15 protein-coding genes are annotated in these 15,763 nt (G+C 69.2%); 3 read left to right on the top strand and 12 right to left on the bottom strand.

Features of this window, described 5'->3' with window-relative positions:
• Positions 1-45 precede the first annotated feature (45 nt).
• The gene (locus FEZ32_RS04225; protein ID WP_138680017.1) at positions 46-1,710 is read right to left on the bottom strand and encodes a hypothetical protein; all 1,665 of its coding nucleotides are present in this window, start codon (positions 1,708-1,710) and stop codon (positions 46-48) included.
• Positions 1,707-2,408 carry an ABC transporter ATP-binding protein gene (locus FEZ32_RS04220; RefSeq protein WP_138680016.1) on the bottom strand — a complete coding sequence of 234 codons (702 nt, stop codon included), beginning with the start codon at positions 2,406-2,408 and terminating at the stop codon, positions 1,707-1,709. The genes FEZ32_RS04225 and FEZ32_RS04220 overlap by 4 nt, the downstream gene beginning before the upstream one ends.
• Before the next feature lie 84 nt (positions 2,409-2,492).
• Here FEZ32_RS04220 and FEZ32_RS04215 point away from each other — a divergent pair, with 84 nt between their 5' ends.
• Entirely contained in the window at positions 2,493-2,744 is a 252-nt protein-coding gene (locus FEZ32_RS04215) for a hypothetical protein (RefSeq protein WP_138680015.1), read from the top strand.
• A gap of 444 nt (positions 2,745-3,188) precedes the next feature.
• On the top strand, positions 3,189-3,785 hold the full coding sequence (locus tag FEZ32_RS04210; RefSeq protein ID WP_175415714.1) for a response regulator: 597 nt from the start codon (positions 3,189-3,191) through the stop codon (positions 3,783-3,785).
• On the opposite strand, the gene FEZ32_RS04205 is transcribed toward FEZ32_RS04210, so the two are convergent.
• From FEZ32_RS04205 to FEZ32_RS04160, 10 genes are all read right to left on the bottom strand, one after another.
• Positions 3,747-4,847 carry a sensor histidine kinase gene (locus FEZ32_RS04205; RefSeq protein ID WP_244937903.1) on the bottom strand — a complete coding sequence of 367 codons (1,101 nt, stop codon included), beginning with the start codon at positions 4,845-4,847 and terminating at the stop codon, positions 3,747-3,749. The genes FEZ32_RS04210 and FEZ32_RS04205 overlap by 39 nt on opposite strands.
• 202 nt (positions 4,848-5,049) lie before the next feature.
• A complete protein-coding gene (locus FEZ32_RS04200; protein WP_138680013.1) occupies positions 5,050-6,447 on the bottom strand; it encodes an FAD-binding oxidoreductase in 1,398 nt (465 codons plus the stop codon).
• A 142-nt stretch (positions 6,448-6,589) separates the two neighbouring features.
• Entirely contained in the window at positions 6,590-7,843 is a 1,254-nt protein-coding gene (locus tag FEZ32_RS04195) for an aminotransferase class I/II-fold pyridoxal phosphate-dependent enzyme (RefSeq protein ID WP_138680012.1), read from the bottom strand.
• A 317-nt stretch (positions 7,844-8,160) separates the two neighbouring features.
• On the bottom strand, positions 8,161-8,667 hold the full coding sequence (locus FEZ32_RS04190; RefSeq protein ID WP_217496621.1) for a DUF4186 domain-containing protein: 507 nt from the start codon (positions 8,665-8,667) through the stop codon (positions 8,161-8,163).
• Positions 8,668-8,684: 17 nt separating this feature from the next.
• The gene (locus tag FEZ32_RS04185) at positions 8,685-9,908 is read right to left on the bottom strand and encodes an NAD(P)/FAD-dependent oxidoreductase (RefSeq protein ID WP_138680011.1); all 1,224 of its coding nucleotides are present in this window, start codon (positions 9,906-9,908) and stop codon (positions 8,685-8,687) included.
• A 243-nt stretch (positions 9,909-10,151) separates the two neighbouring features.
• On the bottom strand, positions 10,152-11,213 hold the full coding sequence (locus FEZ32_RS04180; RefSeq protein WP_138680010.1) for an alanine racemase: 1,062 nt from the start codon (positions 11,211-11,213) through the stop codon (positions 10,152-10,154).
• A complete protein-coding gene (locus FEZ32_RS04175) occupies positions 11,210-12,388 on the bottom strand; it encodes a lipid II:glycine glycyltransferase FemX (protein WP_338028427.1) in 1,179 nt (392 codons plus the stop codon). Before FEZ32_RS04175 ends, FEZ32_RS04180 begins: the two co-directional genes overlap by 4 nt.
• A 188-nt stretch (positions 12,389-12,576) precedes the next feature.
• Positions 12,577-13,101, bottom strand: a complete 525-nt coding sequence (locus FEZ32_RS04170) for a GyrI-like domain-containing protein (protein WP_244937902.1) — start codon at positions 13,099-13,101, stop codon at positions 12,577-12,579.
• Position 13,102: 1 nt separating this feature from the next.
• A complete protein-coding gene (locus FEZ32_RS04165; RefSeq protein WP_036982176.1) occupies positions 13,103-13,942 on the bottom strand; it encodes a lysophospholipid acyltransferase family protein in 840 nt (279 codons plus the stop codon).
• A gap of 2 nt (positions 13,943-13,944) precedes the next feature.
• Positions 13,945-14,787: an SDR family NAD(P)-dependent oxidoreductase gene (locus tag FEZ32_RS04160; RefSeq protein WP_138680008.1), complete on the bottom strand. Its 843-nt coding sequence runs from the start codon at positions 14,785-14,787 to the stop codon at positions 13,945-13,947.
• A gap of 111 nt (positions 14,788-14,898) precedes the next feature.
• Here FEZ32_RS04160 and FEZ32_RS04155 point away from each other — a divergent pair, with 111 nt between their 5' ends.
• A complete protein-coding gene (locus FEZ32_RS04155; RefSeq protein WP_028703653.1) occupies positions 14,899-15,696 on the top strand; it encodes a deoxyribonuclease IV in 798 nt (265 codons plus the stop codon).
• Positions 15,697-15,763: the final 67 nt, after the last annotated feature.

The raw sequence follows: 15,763 nt of genomic DNA, 5'->3' as shown, positions 1-15,763 counted from the left end.
GGCATCCCAGCGGCATCGCCTCCGAGAATGAGGCGTGGAGCGAGCTCAGCCGCGGCACTTCTGCAGCGCTGCCAGGGTCTTGCCCATGGTCGGCGTCTGGACGTACTGCTCGACGCCGAAGAGCTTCTGCAGGTCCGCCAGATCGGTGCCGGCGCACCAGGCCTGGGTGGAGTAGGAGAGCGAGTCGCCTGCCGCCGACCCCAGAGCTGTGGGCGGGGTGAGACCGCGTCCCGGAGCGGCCCCGAGGTCCGGCGGGTGCTCCAGGCCCATGGGGTGCATGCCGCCGCCCATGGTGCCTGTGGTCGTCAGGTGTATCAGCCGGGGTAGTGCCTCGGGGTGGGCGGACTGGTCGTAGATCTGCGAGACGGTGGTGACGGCGGCGGGCAGGTATCCCTTGTCGGGGGCCGGCGCGCAGACCGTGACGTCGTGGCCGGCCACAGTGGCGCAGGTGGTGTACCCGTACCGGTCGGCCCACAGCTGGTCGACGTCCTGAGCGGGTGGCCGCGGCGTGGCGATCATCGCCGCGAGGGCCAGGATCAGGCATGCCGGGGCCAGCCAGATCCGACCGTTCCACCAGCCCGCGCAGACGCCGAGCACCGCAGCGGCGGCCACCTCGGCCAGTACGACGAGGGTGGGTGGCCATCCGGCGAGGAACTCGGTGGCGACGACGCTCGCCCCGACGTCGTGGGAGGCCAGGTCCCAGGTGGCCATCAGTGCCATCACCAGTGCGGGGGTGCCCACCGCGATGACGGCGGTGAGGGCTGCGGCACCGCAGGCCCGTCCCAGCAGTGTCCAGGCCGGGCGGCCCGACAGCTTCTGCCAGACCGCGACTCCGCTGCGCCACCGGTACTGGCCGGTCACCACGCCGGCCAGTACCGCGCAGGGTATGGCGAGGAACGAGGCGGGGATCTCGCCGGCCAGCAGCAGCCTGGGGCTGCCGCCCCACCACGACAGCGACGTCACCCACGGCCAGGCCGAGACGACGGCGACCAGGCAGGCCATCGGCACGGCCAGGGAGGCTCTCCTGATGCCGGCCCGGGCACTGGAGCGGTGGGGCGTCACGCTGCGGTTGTGTGGTCGCCCAACGGGGGCGGTTGGGCGTGGGGACCATGTCAGGCCGTTGACGAGGACGACGACTCCGGCCGCCCCGATCAGCAGGCACAGCGGAATACTCAGATTGGGCACGCCCGGGTCCAGCAGCAGGTCGGCCGGGGCGCGCAGCGCTCCCCACAGTCCCAGGGACAGTCCCGGGTGCAGCGGCCAGCTGAACATCATCGACGCCAGTGCCGCGACCAGCGGGGCCACCCAGATGGCGGCCGGCGGCAGGACGGCCAGGCTCAGCAGGCCCAGCCCGAGCAGGGCGACGGCGTCGCGCCAGGTGGCGATGAGTCCCCATTCGCCGATGGTGGTGGGGAAGGCTGCCAGCGAGATGACCCCGCTCGTGAGGACAGCGATCCCCAGCAGGGCCCCCCGGCGGGCCGCCAGGGATCGTGGGGCGGTGCGGTCGGTGTCGGTCTCGGTGGTGAACATGAACAGCAACGGGACGGCACAGACGGTGGCGATCCACAGTGGGGCCACCTCGATCCCGCTTCCGTCGGAGGTGATGAGGAGCACCAGTCCGCGCACGACCGCCGAGGCGATCACGGCCACTGCGACCGATGGTCCCACCCGGTGGTGACGGGCCCACAGCATGACTCCCGTGTGCCTCACGGTGTCACCGTCTCCAGGTAGCGCGATCTCACGGCCTCCAGATCGCGGGATCCGGCGAACTCGTCGAAGGCCCCGCTGTGGGCGAATCGGGCCTGGTTCATCACGGTCAGGGTGTCGGCGTGGTCCAGGACGTCCTCGACGATGTGGGTCGACACGATGGTGATCGCCTCGGCCGAGACGCGTTGCAGGACCGAGGACAGCGCCTCCCGTTGGGCGACGTCCAGCCCTGCCGAGGGTTCGTCGAGGATCACCAGTGAGGGCCGGCCCACCAGCGCCGAACCGATGCCGACCCGCCGGCGCATCCCTCCGGACAGGGCGGAGATCCGGTCGTCGGCACGCTCGGCCAGATCCACCAGCTCAATGACCCGGTCCACCTCGGACGGGACCCGGGAGTCGGGGATACGGTGCAGCCAGCACATGTAGGCCAGGTGCTCGCGAACGGTGAATCGGGACCTGCCGAGGTTCTCCTGGGGGCAGTAGCCAAGATGGGCTCGGATCTCGGTTCCGCTGCGTCCGTCCAGCTCAACGGTTCCCGAAACCGTCGGCTGGAGGGTGGCGATCGCGCGCAGCAGCGAGGACTTCCCCGCGCCGTTGGGGCCCAACAACGCGTGGAAGCCCTCGCCCAGCCGCCATGACACCGCGTCGACAGCGGTCCGCCTCCGGTACCGCACGGTCAGGTCGTCAACTGCCAGCGCCATAGATTCCATTCGTGTGTCATACCTCCCGTGTGTCATACCCCTGAAATTTCAAGTGACTGTCAATTGTCGTGAATGGGGGATGACATGAATCTCCTTCCGGGTACAGATATCGAGCCTCTGACGATACCGAACAGCACACTGAATGAAAGTGAACCCACCAATGCCATGAACGTATCCCAATGGCCAACTATCCACGTGATGAGCATTACTACAAGAGAGGCGGAGTATGCCAAGGAAAAGTTCATGAGAAATCGTTTGAACCAAGAATGCGGATTCACAATCACTTTCACGGTCATTCACCTTCCTCTCACCGCAGCAGTTAACACGCATCATTGAATTTCGGCATTGCGCCGAGGAGTCCCATGGTGACAACACATGCCGATGCTGCGGGTCCCGAGACTGGAGCACACATGAGCGTTGATCCTGTCAATCAGGCGGCAAAAGCTACCCAGCCCGTGCCGCATCTCGGGCTCATCACACCCCCACTACACCGTGGATTGTGATGAGCCGCATCTCGGCATGAAGGTCGACATTATCCAATCAATCCTTGATGAGATCTTGAAATGAGTACATGCTCTCTGGTAGGGGTTCGAAGCTCGAGCTTGGATCCGATGATGCTGGAGGGTCAGGTGCCCGCGCAAGGGTTTCAAGCGAACTCTGCCCGATCGGGCATTTCTTGATGCTCCGGCCCCTCGCCGACCGGTGGTCTCCCTCGAGGGTTACGATCCGGCTATGGGAGTTGGGGGAACAAGGGTCGGGGTCTGTGATGACAGTGCTGTCGTGCGTCGTCAGCTGGGGATCTATCTCTCCACTGCGCCGGACCTGCCGCTGTGCGCGGCCTACGCTTCTGGTGCCGATGCCATCGCCGGTGTCTGCCGCGACGACATCGAGGTCCTGCTGCTGGATGTCCGGATGCCGGGCATCACGGGCCCCTCGGTGGCCGCAGAGCTGGCAGCGTCGGGGATCGGCTGCAAGGTTCTGTATCTCACGTCGTATCCTGATGAGGTACCGGTCCGTGGCGATCTGCGCAAGACCGTGCTCGGTGCACTGACCAAGGACATCAGCCCCGAGAATCTGGTGGCGGCGATTCGCCTGGTGGCCTCCGGGATCTCATTGCTCGCCCCCGAGTTCATCCGGCAGCCGGCCCATGGCGGGGCTGGGTCTGGCGACTGGGTCAGCGACCCGCGGGAACGCGAGGTCGTCCGGCTCGTCGGCCGGGGCGCGACGAACTCCCAGATCGCCGCCGAGCTCAACATGTCAGCGTCATGGGTCAAGCAGACGGTCTCGGCATTGTGCAGGCGAGCCGGGGTGAGGGGGCGGGCGGGGCTGGCCGCGTACTCAGGAGAACTGTCCGTCGGTCATGGAGACGGGAACTGACACCGTCACCGACCAGTATCCGTCGATCAGGCAGGTCTTGAGGGTGCCGTCGATCCCCTCGGCCCGTTCCCGCATGCCGATGATGCCCAGGTCGTCTGCGCGGTACGCAGCCTTTGTCGCGTTCGTGAAGGAGACTGCGAGCCGGGATCCAGAGGCCCGCACACTCACCTCGCACGGTTCACTCGGATTGCCGTGCCGGAGGATATTGCTGAACGCCTCATGGGTGATGCGGCCCAGTGCATTCGATATCACCGGGGTGAGGGCATCAATATCGCAGTCGGTATAGATGTCCAGGGTGAATCCGGCACCGGACAAGATGTCATGACCGCGCTGGAGTTCTGCGGAGAAGGTGACCGGGGATGAGGTGCGCCCCAGCCGCAGCAGTGTGACCAGCTGCGTCACATAGGCCGAACTGCGCCTGCTTCGAGCGGCGATCTCGACCAGGGCCGCATCACGGTCGGTCCCCGGATCGATGCGGGCGGCCTCAGCGGCCATGGTGATGAGCGCCAGCTCATGGGTGACGTTGTCATGCAGTTCGGCGGCGATCTCCCGGCGCTGCGCCTCGGCCCTGACCGTGAATCGACGGCTCTCGGTGAGCTCCACTCGGCGCAGGGCCAGTCCGATCACCCATGGAAGCGTGTAGAAGCCGCACCACAGGGCAATCGCCTGGGCATCCTGGGCCACACTCGTCGTTCGGCGGAGAGTCAGCCACAGGGAGACGAGAAATCCCCACAGCGATGTGAATCCTGCGGTCCGGAACTCCCCGTGCCAGGCGCACGAGAGAATGACGATCATCGGGGCGTACAGGGTGGTGCCGACCATGCTGTCGGGCAGCAGCGCCAGGCCACCGAACCCGATGCAGCTGATCACTGCACCAATGCGAGGGTGCCAGGCGGTCAGCGCGGCACCTCCACAGGCGATGGCGCCCATGAGAAGTGCGAGTGTGGCGTCGCGGCCGGGATGAAAGGGCAACGCATCGATGGCAAGAAGGACAGTGGCAAGACTCACTTCCATGACACCGCTGCCGAGGGCTCGGTGCAGACGTTCTCCGGGAGTGGTCATGGAGCAGATGGTAGGGGTTCGCGCGTGAGAGGGTTCGCCCGGCAGCCAGATCCTGATCGCGTACAACACGTCGAAGATCCGCCGGGAACTCGATGAGATCCGCGCGCTCCACGCACACGAGAACCGTCCGGTGTCCTGAGCGTGCGTGGTCGGTTTTTCGTCCGCTGTCGCGGACACTACGGCAAGGTGCGCGACCCCGGGCTCAGAACTTCTTCCCGGGGTTGAGGATGCCGTTCGGGTCGAAGAGCTGCTTGATCCGGCGCTGAAGGTTCAGGGCCTCCGGGGCCATCTCGGTGTCCAGGAAGGGCAGCTTCTCCAGCCCGACACCGTGCTCCCCCGACATCGTCCCGCCCATCTCCTGGGCGAGCCGGCTCAGCGTCCTGAGGGCCTCCTCGGCCCGGGCGTGGGCGCCGGGATCGCTCGGGTCGAAGGCGACGATGGGGTGCAGATTGCCGTCCCCGGCGTGGCCCCCCAGCGCGATCGTGACGCCGAACCGTTCACTGAGGCCGGGCATCCTCGCCGCGAAGTCCACCAGGGTGCTGCGGGGCACCCCGATGTCTCCCTCCACCGACCCGCCGCGCAGTGACTTGGCGCTGGGCTGGAGCCGACGCCTGACCGACAGCACCTCCTCCAGCTCCTCGGCGGTCGCGGCCCGGTGGACCGAACTCGCCCCGGCCCGGAGCAACGTCGTCTCGTAGCTCGCCAGGTCCTCCTCGGCGCCGTCGTGGGCGTCGGTCACTGCCAGCACCCAGGCATTCGCCCCGGCCGGGATGTCGGCGTCCGGGAGATGGTTGCGCAGGGCCTGCAGGCACAGCCCGTCCATGAACTCCAGCCGGGAGGGGGTGCGGGCGCCCGAGGCGATCCGGTTGGTGGCGGTCAGCCCCTCGGTGAGGGTGGGGAACAGGCCGAGGACGCCGCGCTCGGGCCCGGGTGCGGCCAGCAGTCTCACGGTGACCTCGGTGACCACTGCGAGGGTCCCCTCCGAGCCGACGATCAGGCCGGTGAGGTCCAGCCCGCCGACCGTCTTGACGGTTCGTGGACGGGTGCTCATGATCGTGCCGTCGGCCAGCACGACCTCCAGCGAGCGCACCGACTCGCGGGTCACCCCGTACTTGATGCAGCGCATCCCTCCGGCGTTGGTGGCCACCGTTCCGCCGAGGGTGGCGATCTGGGCGGACGCCGGGGCGGGGGCGTAGAACAGCCCTTCGGCGGCGGCCGCCTCCGCCAGGTCCGAGACGATCACCCCGGGCTGGGCGACCGCGATCATGTCCTCGCGGCTGACCCGCAGGATCCGGTTCATCCGGGTCAGGTCGAGCAGGATCGCCCCATCGCTGGCCGACGCGGCGCCGGCCACCCCGGTGAGGGTGCCCTGCGGCACGACGGGGATCCGGTGCCCGTTGGCGTAGCTCAACAGGGCCGAGACCTGTTCGGCGGAGTCGGGTCGGGCCACCACCAGGGGATGATCGGAGCCCGGCATCGACGACCGGTCGGTGCGGTGGGCCTCCAGGGTCGCGGGGGAGTCGTCGAGCTCCAGGTCGGGCAGCGCCGCGCGCATCGCCTCGGTGGTCACGGCGGCCGTCTCCGTGCGAACTGTGGTCATTCGGATCTCCTGTGGGAATGCCCGGTCGCCAGGTCCGCTCGGTGGGCGGGTGTCTCGAAGTCTGGGACGACTGGATGTGCGGCTGGATGCGAGGGGTGGGGAGGGCTGTGTGGTGTGGGAAGGCTGCGTGGTGGGGGAGCGCTCAGTGGAGCTTCTGGAGACGGTCGGCGGCCTCGATGATGCTGGCGGTCGACTTGCAGTGGGCGAACCGCACCAGCGAGGCCATCCGGGTGGCGTTCTGCCCCCCGGCCGCGGTGAAGGCGGAGACCGGCACGGCGGCCACACCGATCCGGCCCGGCATCTCGCGGCACAGCGCGGCGCCGTCCTGATAGCCCAGCGGCGCTGCATCGGCCACCGTGAAGTAGCCGGCGGCCGCCTCGACGACGTCGAACCCGGCGGCGCGGAGCCCCTCGCTCAGCAGGTCCCGGCGGACCCGCAGGGATGCGCGGTGGGCGTCCAGGACGTCGTCGGGCAGCCCGAGTCCGGCCGCGACCCCGGCCTGGAAGGGGCCACCACCGGCGAAGGTGAGGTACTGCTTGACCGCGGCGATCGCGGTGATGAGCTCCGGGGTGGCGGTGATCCAGCCGATCTTCCAGCCGGTGACCGAGAAGGTCTTGCCGGCCGAGGAGATGGTGATGACCGTTGCCCGGGCACCGGGCAGGGTGGCCATCGGCAGATGCGCCCCGGAGAAGGCCAGATGCTCGTAGACCTCATCGGTGATGACGTAGGCGCCGTGCGCCCGGGCGGCGTCCAGGATCGCCGTCAGCTCGTCGCGGTTGAGCATCGCACCGGTCGGGTTGTGCGGGGTGTTGACGATGATCGCCCTGGTCCGGTCGGTGAACGCGGCGCGCAGGGCGTCCAGGTCGAGACTGAATCCGGTGGGCCGGCCGTCGGCGTCCTGATCGAGGGTCAGCGGTGCGTACTTCTGGACCCCTCCGGTCAGGCCGATGATGGCGGCGTAGGCGTCGTAGAAGGGGTCGATCGTGATGACCTCGTCGCCGGGTTCCACCAGCGCCAGGAGGGTGGCGGCCATCGCCTCGGTGGCGCCCATGGTGACCTGGACCTCGGTGTCGGGGTCGACGTCAAGCCCGTAGAAGCGCTGCTGATGGGCGGCGATGGCGGTTCGCAGGGCGGGAATCCCGGACAGCGGGGGGTACTGGTTGAGGCCGTCGGAGATCGCCTGGCGGGCGGCGTCGAGAACCTGCTGGGGACCCGGGTCGTCAGGGAAGCCCTGGCCGAGGTTGATGGCTCCGGTGGCATTGGCCATCGCCGTCATCTCGGTGAAGATGGTGGGGCGGACCTGTTGATCATCACCGAGCAGTCCGGCCCCGGCTGCGGCGCGCAGCCATGGTCCGGTGATCTGGTCGGGACGGGGAAGGTCAGCAATTCCACTCATTCTTCTAGTCTTTCAATCATCGGCGATGTCGTGGTCAGTGTTCGACTGGTGACCGGTCACCGTTCTTCTGGTTCTCTGGACTCTGGTCGTCTGGGGTTCCTGTGTCGGCCCACTCCTGATGGCCGGCACCGTCTTGGTCTCTGTCCTGCCGTCTCCGCCTGCCTTATCCCATGCCAGTTGCCTTCCAGACCCCACCCCAATCCGCGTTGATCCAGTTACTCGGCGTTGATCCTCTTGTAACTGGATCAACGCCGAGTAACTGGATCAACGCGGGGGAAGGAGGCGGGGGAGAGGGCGGGCAGAGAAGGTGAGGGGGGTCAGTCGGAGGTGGGATGGTCCGGGGTGGGGGAGGCCGGGTGGGCGGTCAGTTCGGTGTCGATCCAGGCCATCACGATCTCCACCAGCCGGTCCAGCTCGACGTCGGTCAGCTGATGGCCTGCCGCGATGCCGTGCCACTTGGCCACGCAGCCGCGGCAGCAGGTGGCGGTGGCGTGCTGTGCGATGAACACCGGATGACCGCGCATCGGGGTCTGGCGCCCGTCATTGTGCGGTGCGGCGGCCCCGATCCGGCCCCTCAGCAGGTCACGGGCATGATCAACGATCGTCTGTCGTCCCTTGGCCCGGGCGTAGTCGCGGTCGGACGCCGACAGGTGGAACCGGGACCGGAACGTCGACCGGCGCAACCGGGCCAGGGTCGCGGCGACCGCCTCCGGACGCCGATCTGCCGGACCTCCGGCTCCTACCCCGGCCTCAGGCCCGGCTTCCACTCCGGCGTCGGGCCCGGCTCCCACCCCGGCCTCAGGCCCGACGGGCCCCCGGCTCACGACATCCGGCTCATGGCTCACAGCGAGGCGTAGTCGACATCCGGGTCGGCCACCTTCGCCGGATCCACCACCCTCCCGGCGAGGATGAGGGGCTTGACGGCGTCGATGACATCCCACACGTTGACGTTCATCACGGCGGTGATGTGCTTGTCGGAGTCCAGCCAGAAGGCCACGAACTCGCGGGCCTCCAGATCTCCTCGGATCACCACCCGCGCCGCGGTGGAGATGTCGCCGTAGAACTCCATGCCCAGGTCGTACTGGTCGCTGAAGAAGTAGGGCAGCTCGTCGTACTCGGCCGAACCGCCCAGCAGATTGGTCACCGCGACTGCCGGCTGGTTGAGGGCGGCCGCCCAGTGCTCCACCCGCACCCGGCGTCCGAGGCGGGGGTGTTGCTGGTTGGCGATGTCGCCGACCGCGTAGATGTCCGGATCGCTGCTGCGCAGCCCGGCATCCACCAGGACGCCGTCGTCAACGGCCAGTCCGGCGCTCTCGGCCAGGTCGACCACCGGGACCGCTCCGATCCCGATCACCACGGCGTCGGCGTCGATCACCTCGCCGTCGGTCAGCTTCACACCGGTCGCCCGGCCGTCCTCGGTGAGGATCTCGGCAGCGGTGGTCGAGGTCCGCAGGTCGACGCCGTGGGCACGGTGCACCTCGGCGTAGACCGCGGCGACCTTCGGGCCGATCGCCCGGGCCAGCGGCAGCTCTGAGGGCTCGATGACCGACACCGCGGTCTCGGCGCCACGGGCGGTGGCGGCGACCTCCAGGCCGATCCACCCGCCACCGATGATCACCAGCCGGCGACCCTTGCCGAACTCGGCGCGGATCTGCTCGGCATCGGTCCGGGTCCGCAACTGGTGGACGCCGTGCGCCGCGGCCCCCGGAAGGGATGCCGTGCGGGGCACCGAACCGGTGGCCAGCACGAGTTTGTCGTAGCCGATCGTCGAACCGTCATCGACGCTGACCTGGTGGGCGCCCGGGTCGATCGCGGTGACCCGCTCCCCGCGGCGCATGTGGATCGAGTGCTCGGTGTACCACTCCTGTGGGTGGACGACGGCCTCCTCGAAGGGGGCCGACCCGGCAAGGAAGCCCTTGGACAGCGGCGGCCTCTCGTACGGCAGGTCGGACTCGGCGGCGATCAGGGTGACCGCGCCCTCGAACCCCTGGTCGCGCAGGGCCTCGACGGTCTTGGCCCCGGCCAGACCCCCACCGATCACCACAACATGTTCAGGACTGCTCATCGACACTCCTCAGATCGCTGTTTCCGACTGAATCTCTCAGTCAGTGACAACGAGGACGCCGCACCCGGCATTCCGCGCCCGATCCCCGGGGACGCCCGCACACGCAAGGAGGACGGTCGGGGGATGACGGAGGACCTCGCAGGAGCGACCGCGTTCCGGACCGCGCCGACCCCGGAACCGAACCGTCCGAGGTCGGGAACCGGGCCGCTCCGACCCCGGGATCGGCCCAGGAACCGCCCGAATTCAGTCCAGGATCAACTGATCCGGGGTCGCGGTGGTGGCCCTCATGGTGACCTCCAGCTCATCGCCCACATGCACCGAGGGGGGCGCCCACAGCAGACTGGCCTGCATGTGCGGCGGCTCGGCGAAGAACAGCTTGTGCCCGCCGGCCGAGTACGGCGACAGCGCCAGCCGCCCCGCCTCCATCGCCCCGTTCGCCAGGGTCTGGACCACCTGGCGCAGAGTGGCCGCGGCGGTCGGCGCCTGCATCGCCACACCATTGGCGGTGCCTCCGGAGACCACCGCCAGATGGTGGTGACGACGTCCCGCCCGTCGCTGCCAGTAGCCCACCCGCTGACCGGCGGTCACCTCGTGGACGTCCTGGACGCTGGCCAGGTAGCGCATCGCACCGTGGGCGCCGAGCCACAGCTCGGTGCCGATCCGGGGGCGCACCGGCACGTCGAAGGTGCGCCGGAACCGGTCCAGATCTCCCGCCGACAGGTGCGAGACCCACAGCGGCGCCCGATGGGCCGCCAGGGCCGAGGTGGCCAGATCGGTCGCCTCGCCCAGGTGCTCCCCGATCATCGGCAGATGGATCGTCCAGCCGACGATCTCCAGCGGCCCGGCGGCCGCCACCGCCTCGGCGAACTGCCCCGGCTCCAGCCCGTATCGGGCCATCGAGGTGAGCGCCTCCAGGATCACCCGCGCTCCCGGATGGCCGGCGGCCACCGCGGCGACGTCGTCCACCCGAGACAGCGTGGTGATGACATGGGGATCCGAGATCAGCTGCTCGGCCACCGGATCCCCGGGTCGCCATGGGGTGAGCACCACGACATCCCCGGAGAATCCGGACCCGGCCCCGGACTCGGAGTCTCCGGGGATCCCGGCGCGCACCGCTGCGACCTCCTCGGCGGTCCCCACCGCCAGCACATCGCATCCCAGCCGGGCCGCCTCGGCCCCCAGTCGGCCCAGTCCGAACCCGTACCCGTTGCCCTTGGCCACCGGTACGATCCCCTCCCGGGCCGCCACCACGGCATCCTGATGAGACCGCCAGGCAGCCGCGTCGACGTGGAGCACCAGACTCATCGCGACCTCCTGGTCATGTACCAGTCGAAGGCCTTGTAGAGCAGCGGATCGATGACCAGGTCCCACTCGCCGATGTAGGAGACCGCCTCGCCCCCCGATCCCACCTTGAACTTGATGAGACCCAGTTCCGGGTCGTCGGCCTCCAGCCCCTCGGTGATCCCGCGCAGGTCGTAGACGTCGGCGTCGACCGCCATCGAGTCGCGGATCATCTGCCACTGGATGGCGTTGGAGCCGCGCACATCGCGCTTGGCGCTGGTCGAGGCCCCGTAGGAGTACCAGGTGTGCCGCCCGACATGGACCCAGGTGGTCGACGCCACCAGGTCGCCCTCGTGGTGGGCCAGGTAGAGGTGCATCCGGTCGGGGTCCTCGCCGTTGAGGGCGTCCCACATGGTCTGGAAGTAGTCCAGCGGCCGGGGGGTGAAGCCGTCGCGCCCGGCGGTCTCCACGTACACCTTGTGGAAGGCGGCCAGGTCCTCGCGGCCGCCCCGGCTCACCTCGACCCCCTTCTTGTCGGCCTTGCGGATGTTGCGCCGCCACAGCTGGTTCATTCCGGCGAGCACCTCGTCCTCGCTCAGCCGGGTGCGGACCCCGCCGGTCCAGGTCACCAGGGGCAGCTGGAAGTTGAACTTCGGCTGGCCGGCCGCGAATCCCTCGGCGGCCTTGGGGGGACGCCATCCCAGGTGGCGCAGCTGGTTGGCCAGCCGGGTGGCGTGCAGATTCGTGACATCGGCCGGAGCCTGGGACAGGGCGGTGATCGACTCGTCGGCGATGGCGTCCTTGATGGTGTCCTTGCGCCAGATCCGGTGCGGCAGGGTCGGGCCGATCCGCAGCGCGAAGGCGTGACGCCGCTTGGCGTGGGCGCGCAGGGCGTCGAGGATCTCGGGCAGGTCGGGGCTGGTCCAGTCCAGCACCGGGCCCTCGGGAAGGTAGGCGAGGTAGCGCTTGAGCTTCGGGACCTGGCGGTAGAGCACCAGTCCGACGCCGAGCAGCTCCGGGCCGCCGGGGCCGCCGTCGCGGACGATGCCGATCGACTCGGAGCGCCACTCCTGCTTGACCTTGGCCCATGCCGGGGTCTGGAGGAAACTCACCGTCTCCTCGGCTGTCGAGCCCGGGGCGGCCCAGTCGTGGAGGAAGGCGAGGTGCTGGGCAGGAGAGATCTGGCGTACCTGAATCACACTCACACCTTAACGGGGAGGAGCCGGTGCGACCGGGAACAGGAGGTCAGCAGCCGACGGTCGGGGCTCGACGGGGCCCTGGACCATGCGGGTTCGCAGCGACCCGGGCGCTGCGCGGGCGGGTTCAGGAGCGACCCGGGCGCTGCGCGGGCGGGTTCAGGAGCGACCCGGGCGCTGCGCGGGCGGGTTCAGGGCAGATCGGCCCGGTCGATGCCGGGCTCCTCGATCCCGAAGCAGACGTCGCAGACCGGCTCGTCCATCGCGGTGGCGTCCCAGTCGGCCCAGTAGAGCTCCCGCGGCGGACCGGTGCGACGCCATCCGCGGGCGGTGCAGGCGTCGTCCAGATGCTGGTAGAACTCGTCGACCTCGGGGTAGGCGAGCTCGGCCTTGGTGAGGGTGATGTAGGCCTCCACGCGCCCGGACTCGAACCGGCGGACGACGCCGTCGGGCAGGTCGGCGGGTCCGGGGGAGTCGGGGTCGATCGGCTGGCAGACCTCGACGGTGCCGTCGTGGCCGGTCGACAGGCCGTCGTGGTAGATGACGAACTGGGCCGCGGCGACCGGGGCCAGGGTCCGCATCAGTTCGGTGGCCTCGTCGATCCAGGAGTCCAGGTCGTCGATGCTCACTCGCCGCCAGACGGCCAGCACGGTCTGCCCGGGGACCCTGCGCAGGCGGGGTCGGTGGGAGCCGCGATGGCCGAGTGGGGGCGCCATGTCACCCGGCCGAGGGAGATTCGGGCGGTCTCTCGTCGCCCTTCTCGGTCGACGCCTTCTCCGCTTTCTCGGCCTTGTCCGCCGCCTTGCCCAGAGCCAGCGTCCGTGCGTAGTCGGCCTGGGTCGGCATCCCGTAGGCGCGCGCCGTCTGGTCGTGGAGGGTGATGATCTGCCGGCGGATCCGCTCGGAGAACTCGTGGGCGATCTCGCCGGGGGCCGGCTGCATCGGATGTCCGTAGACGACGTGCACCGGGGGGCGTCCCTTCGGCAGTCCCTGGAGGTCCGAGGGCATCGCCGAGAAGGCCCCGACCAGGGCGACCGGGATCACCGGCACCCCTCGGGAGATCGCCAGGGCCGCGGCGCCGGGCTTGAAGGTGCCCATCCCGCCGGTGCGCGACCGGGTGCCCTCGGCGAAGATCAGCAGCGGGATGCCGTCGGTCAGCAGGGATCCGGCGAGTCCGCGGTGGGTGTGCGGGGCGCTGCCGGAGCGGGTGCGTCCCTTGCCGCGGTCGACCGGGAAGGCGTTGAAGAACAGCACCGGGGTGAAGGCCCGCCACCAGTTCGTGAAGAAGTAGTCGGCCGCCGCGCCGGTGGACAGGTACCGGCTCAGCCGCTTGGGCAGCGACCCGAAGATCAGCGGGGTGTCCAGGTGGGAGGAGTGGTTGGCGGTGATGACATAGGCGCCGTCCAGCCCGCCGAGATTCTCCAGACCGTGGACGGTGACCTTCGTCACCCGCCAGACCAGCGGCTTGAGCAGAAGCATGTTGGCGGCCTGACGGGCCACCGCGTTGATGTCGCTGGTGTAGCGTCCGCGATCCTTGACCTTGGGCTTGATGGGCATACTCAGCGCTCACCGGCCTCACCGGAGGGGCCGCGGTCCGGCGAGCCGTCCGGGTGGGGGGACGGGAAGTCGGTCTTGTCCCGGCTGGAGGTGAGGTTGCGCGACAGCCACCGCATCGTCGATCGGGGGACGACCCCGGCGACCGCGATCGCGGCCTTCCAGCGGGCGGTGGGCACCGAGACGACCTTCCCCTTGGCCAGGTCCGACAGGGACTCGCGGACCAGGGTCTCGGCGTCCACCCAGACCACCTCGGGGAGGTTCGTGGCGGTGACATGGGCCCGGGAGTGGAACTCGGTGTGCACCCAGCCGGGGCACAGCGCCTCCACCTTCACCCCGGATCCGTGGAGCTCATTGGCCAGACCCTCGGTGAAGGTGAGCACCCAGGCCTTGATGGCCGAGTAGTTGCCGGTGTTGATCCAGGCGCTGGAGGAGGCGACATTGATGATCCCGCCGTGCCCGCGGTCCCGCATCGCCCGGCCGGCGGCCGCCGAGAGGATCAGGACGGCCCGGCACATCACGTCGAAGGCCTTCTCCTGGAGGGGGAGGGTCTCGGGATCCAGGATCTTGGCGTGCAGCCCGAAACCGGCATTGTTGACCAGCAGGTCCACCGGTCGCTCCCGGTCCTCGAGCCGGGCGGCGACGACGTCGACATCGGCGCGCACCGCCAGGTCGGCGCGGATGGTCTCAACCGAGACGCCGTACCGGGGTTCGATCTCCGCCTTGATGGCCGCCATCCGGTCGACGTCGCGAGCAGCGATGATGACGTCGTCCCCCCTGGCGGCGAGCTGCGTGACGAACTCCCGACCGATGCCAGACGTACCACCGGTGACCAAGCAGGATGACATGGGCTTTAATCTACGACCTCTCGTGCTGCGATGGCTGTCTCGGCGTCCTGTGGGAGTGACCGGACCGGCGTCCGGGAGGGTTCTGGGACGACCGGCGGATAGGGTCGAGTGGTGACTGAGTGGACGATAGGCGGAAGCGTTGACGAGGCCGAGCTGGTGGCCCAGACCCGCGAGCGCGGAGCCACCCTGGCGCAGGTGATGCTGGGTGACCCGCAGTCGTGGCGGAAACCGGTGGTCCAGCATCCGGGCGGTGCGGCCGGGCTGCGCGAGGCCGCCGGCGAGGCGGGGATCTCCGTCGTCGTCCATTCCGCCTATGTCATCAATGTGGCCTCCCTCAACAACCGGATCCGGATCCCCTCGCGCAAGCTGCTCCAGCAGACCCTCACCATCGCCGCGGAGATGGGGGCCATCGGGGTGGTGGTGCACGGCGGCCACGTCCGCGAGGGCGAGCCGATCGAGAAGGGCCAGGACAACTGGCGCAAGGCGGTCGACGGGTTGGAGATGCCCGTCCCGCTGCTGATCGAGGACACCGCCGGCGGCAAGCACGCGATGGCCCGCCAGCTGGAGCGGATCCGCGGCACCTGGGAGGCGATCCGGACGGCGTCGGGATTCGAGAGTGTCGGCTTCTGCCTGGACACCTGCCACGCCTTCGCCGCCGGACTGGACATGACCACCCTGGTCGACGACATCCATGCCGTCACCGGGCGGATCGATCTGGTCCACGCCAACGACTCCCAGGGTCCGGCCGGGTCGGGCCGCGACCGGCATGCCAATCTCGGCCAGGGGCAGATCGACCCCGATGAGCTGGTCCGGGTGATCCGTGCGGCCGGGGCCCCGGTGGTCGTCGAGACCCCGGGTGGTGCGCAGGACCAGGCCGCCGACATCGCGTGGTTGCGGGAGAGGCTGTGAGTCGCTGATCCGGCGCTGGTGGCGTCCTCCTACGATGGGGGCACAGCACCGGCGCAGGATGAGTCCC

This window comes from Acidipropionibacterium jensenii (assembly GCF_005890135.1).
In the GTDB taxonomy this organism is placed as follows: domain Bacteria; phylum Actinomycetota; class Actinomycetes; order Propionibacteriales; family Propionibacteriaceae; genus Acidipropionibacterium; species Acidipropionibacterium jensenii.
The sequence above is the reverse complement of the archived record's forward strand: the minus strand, read 5'-3'. Positions and strand labels throughout refer to the sequence as shown.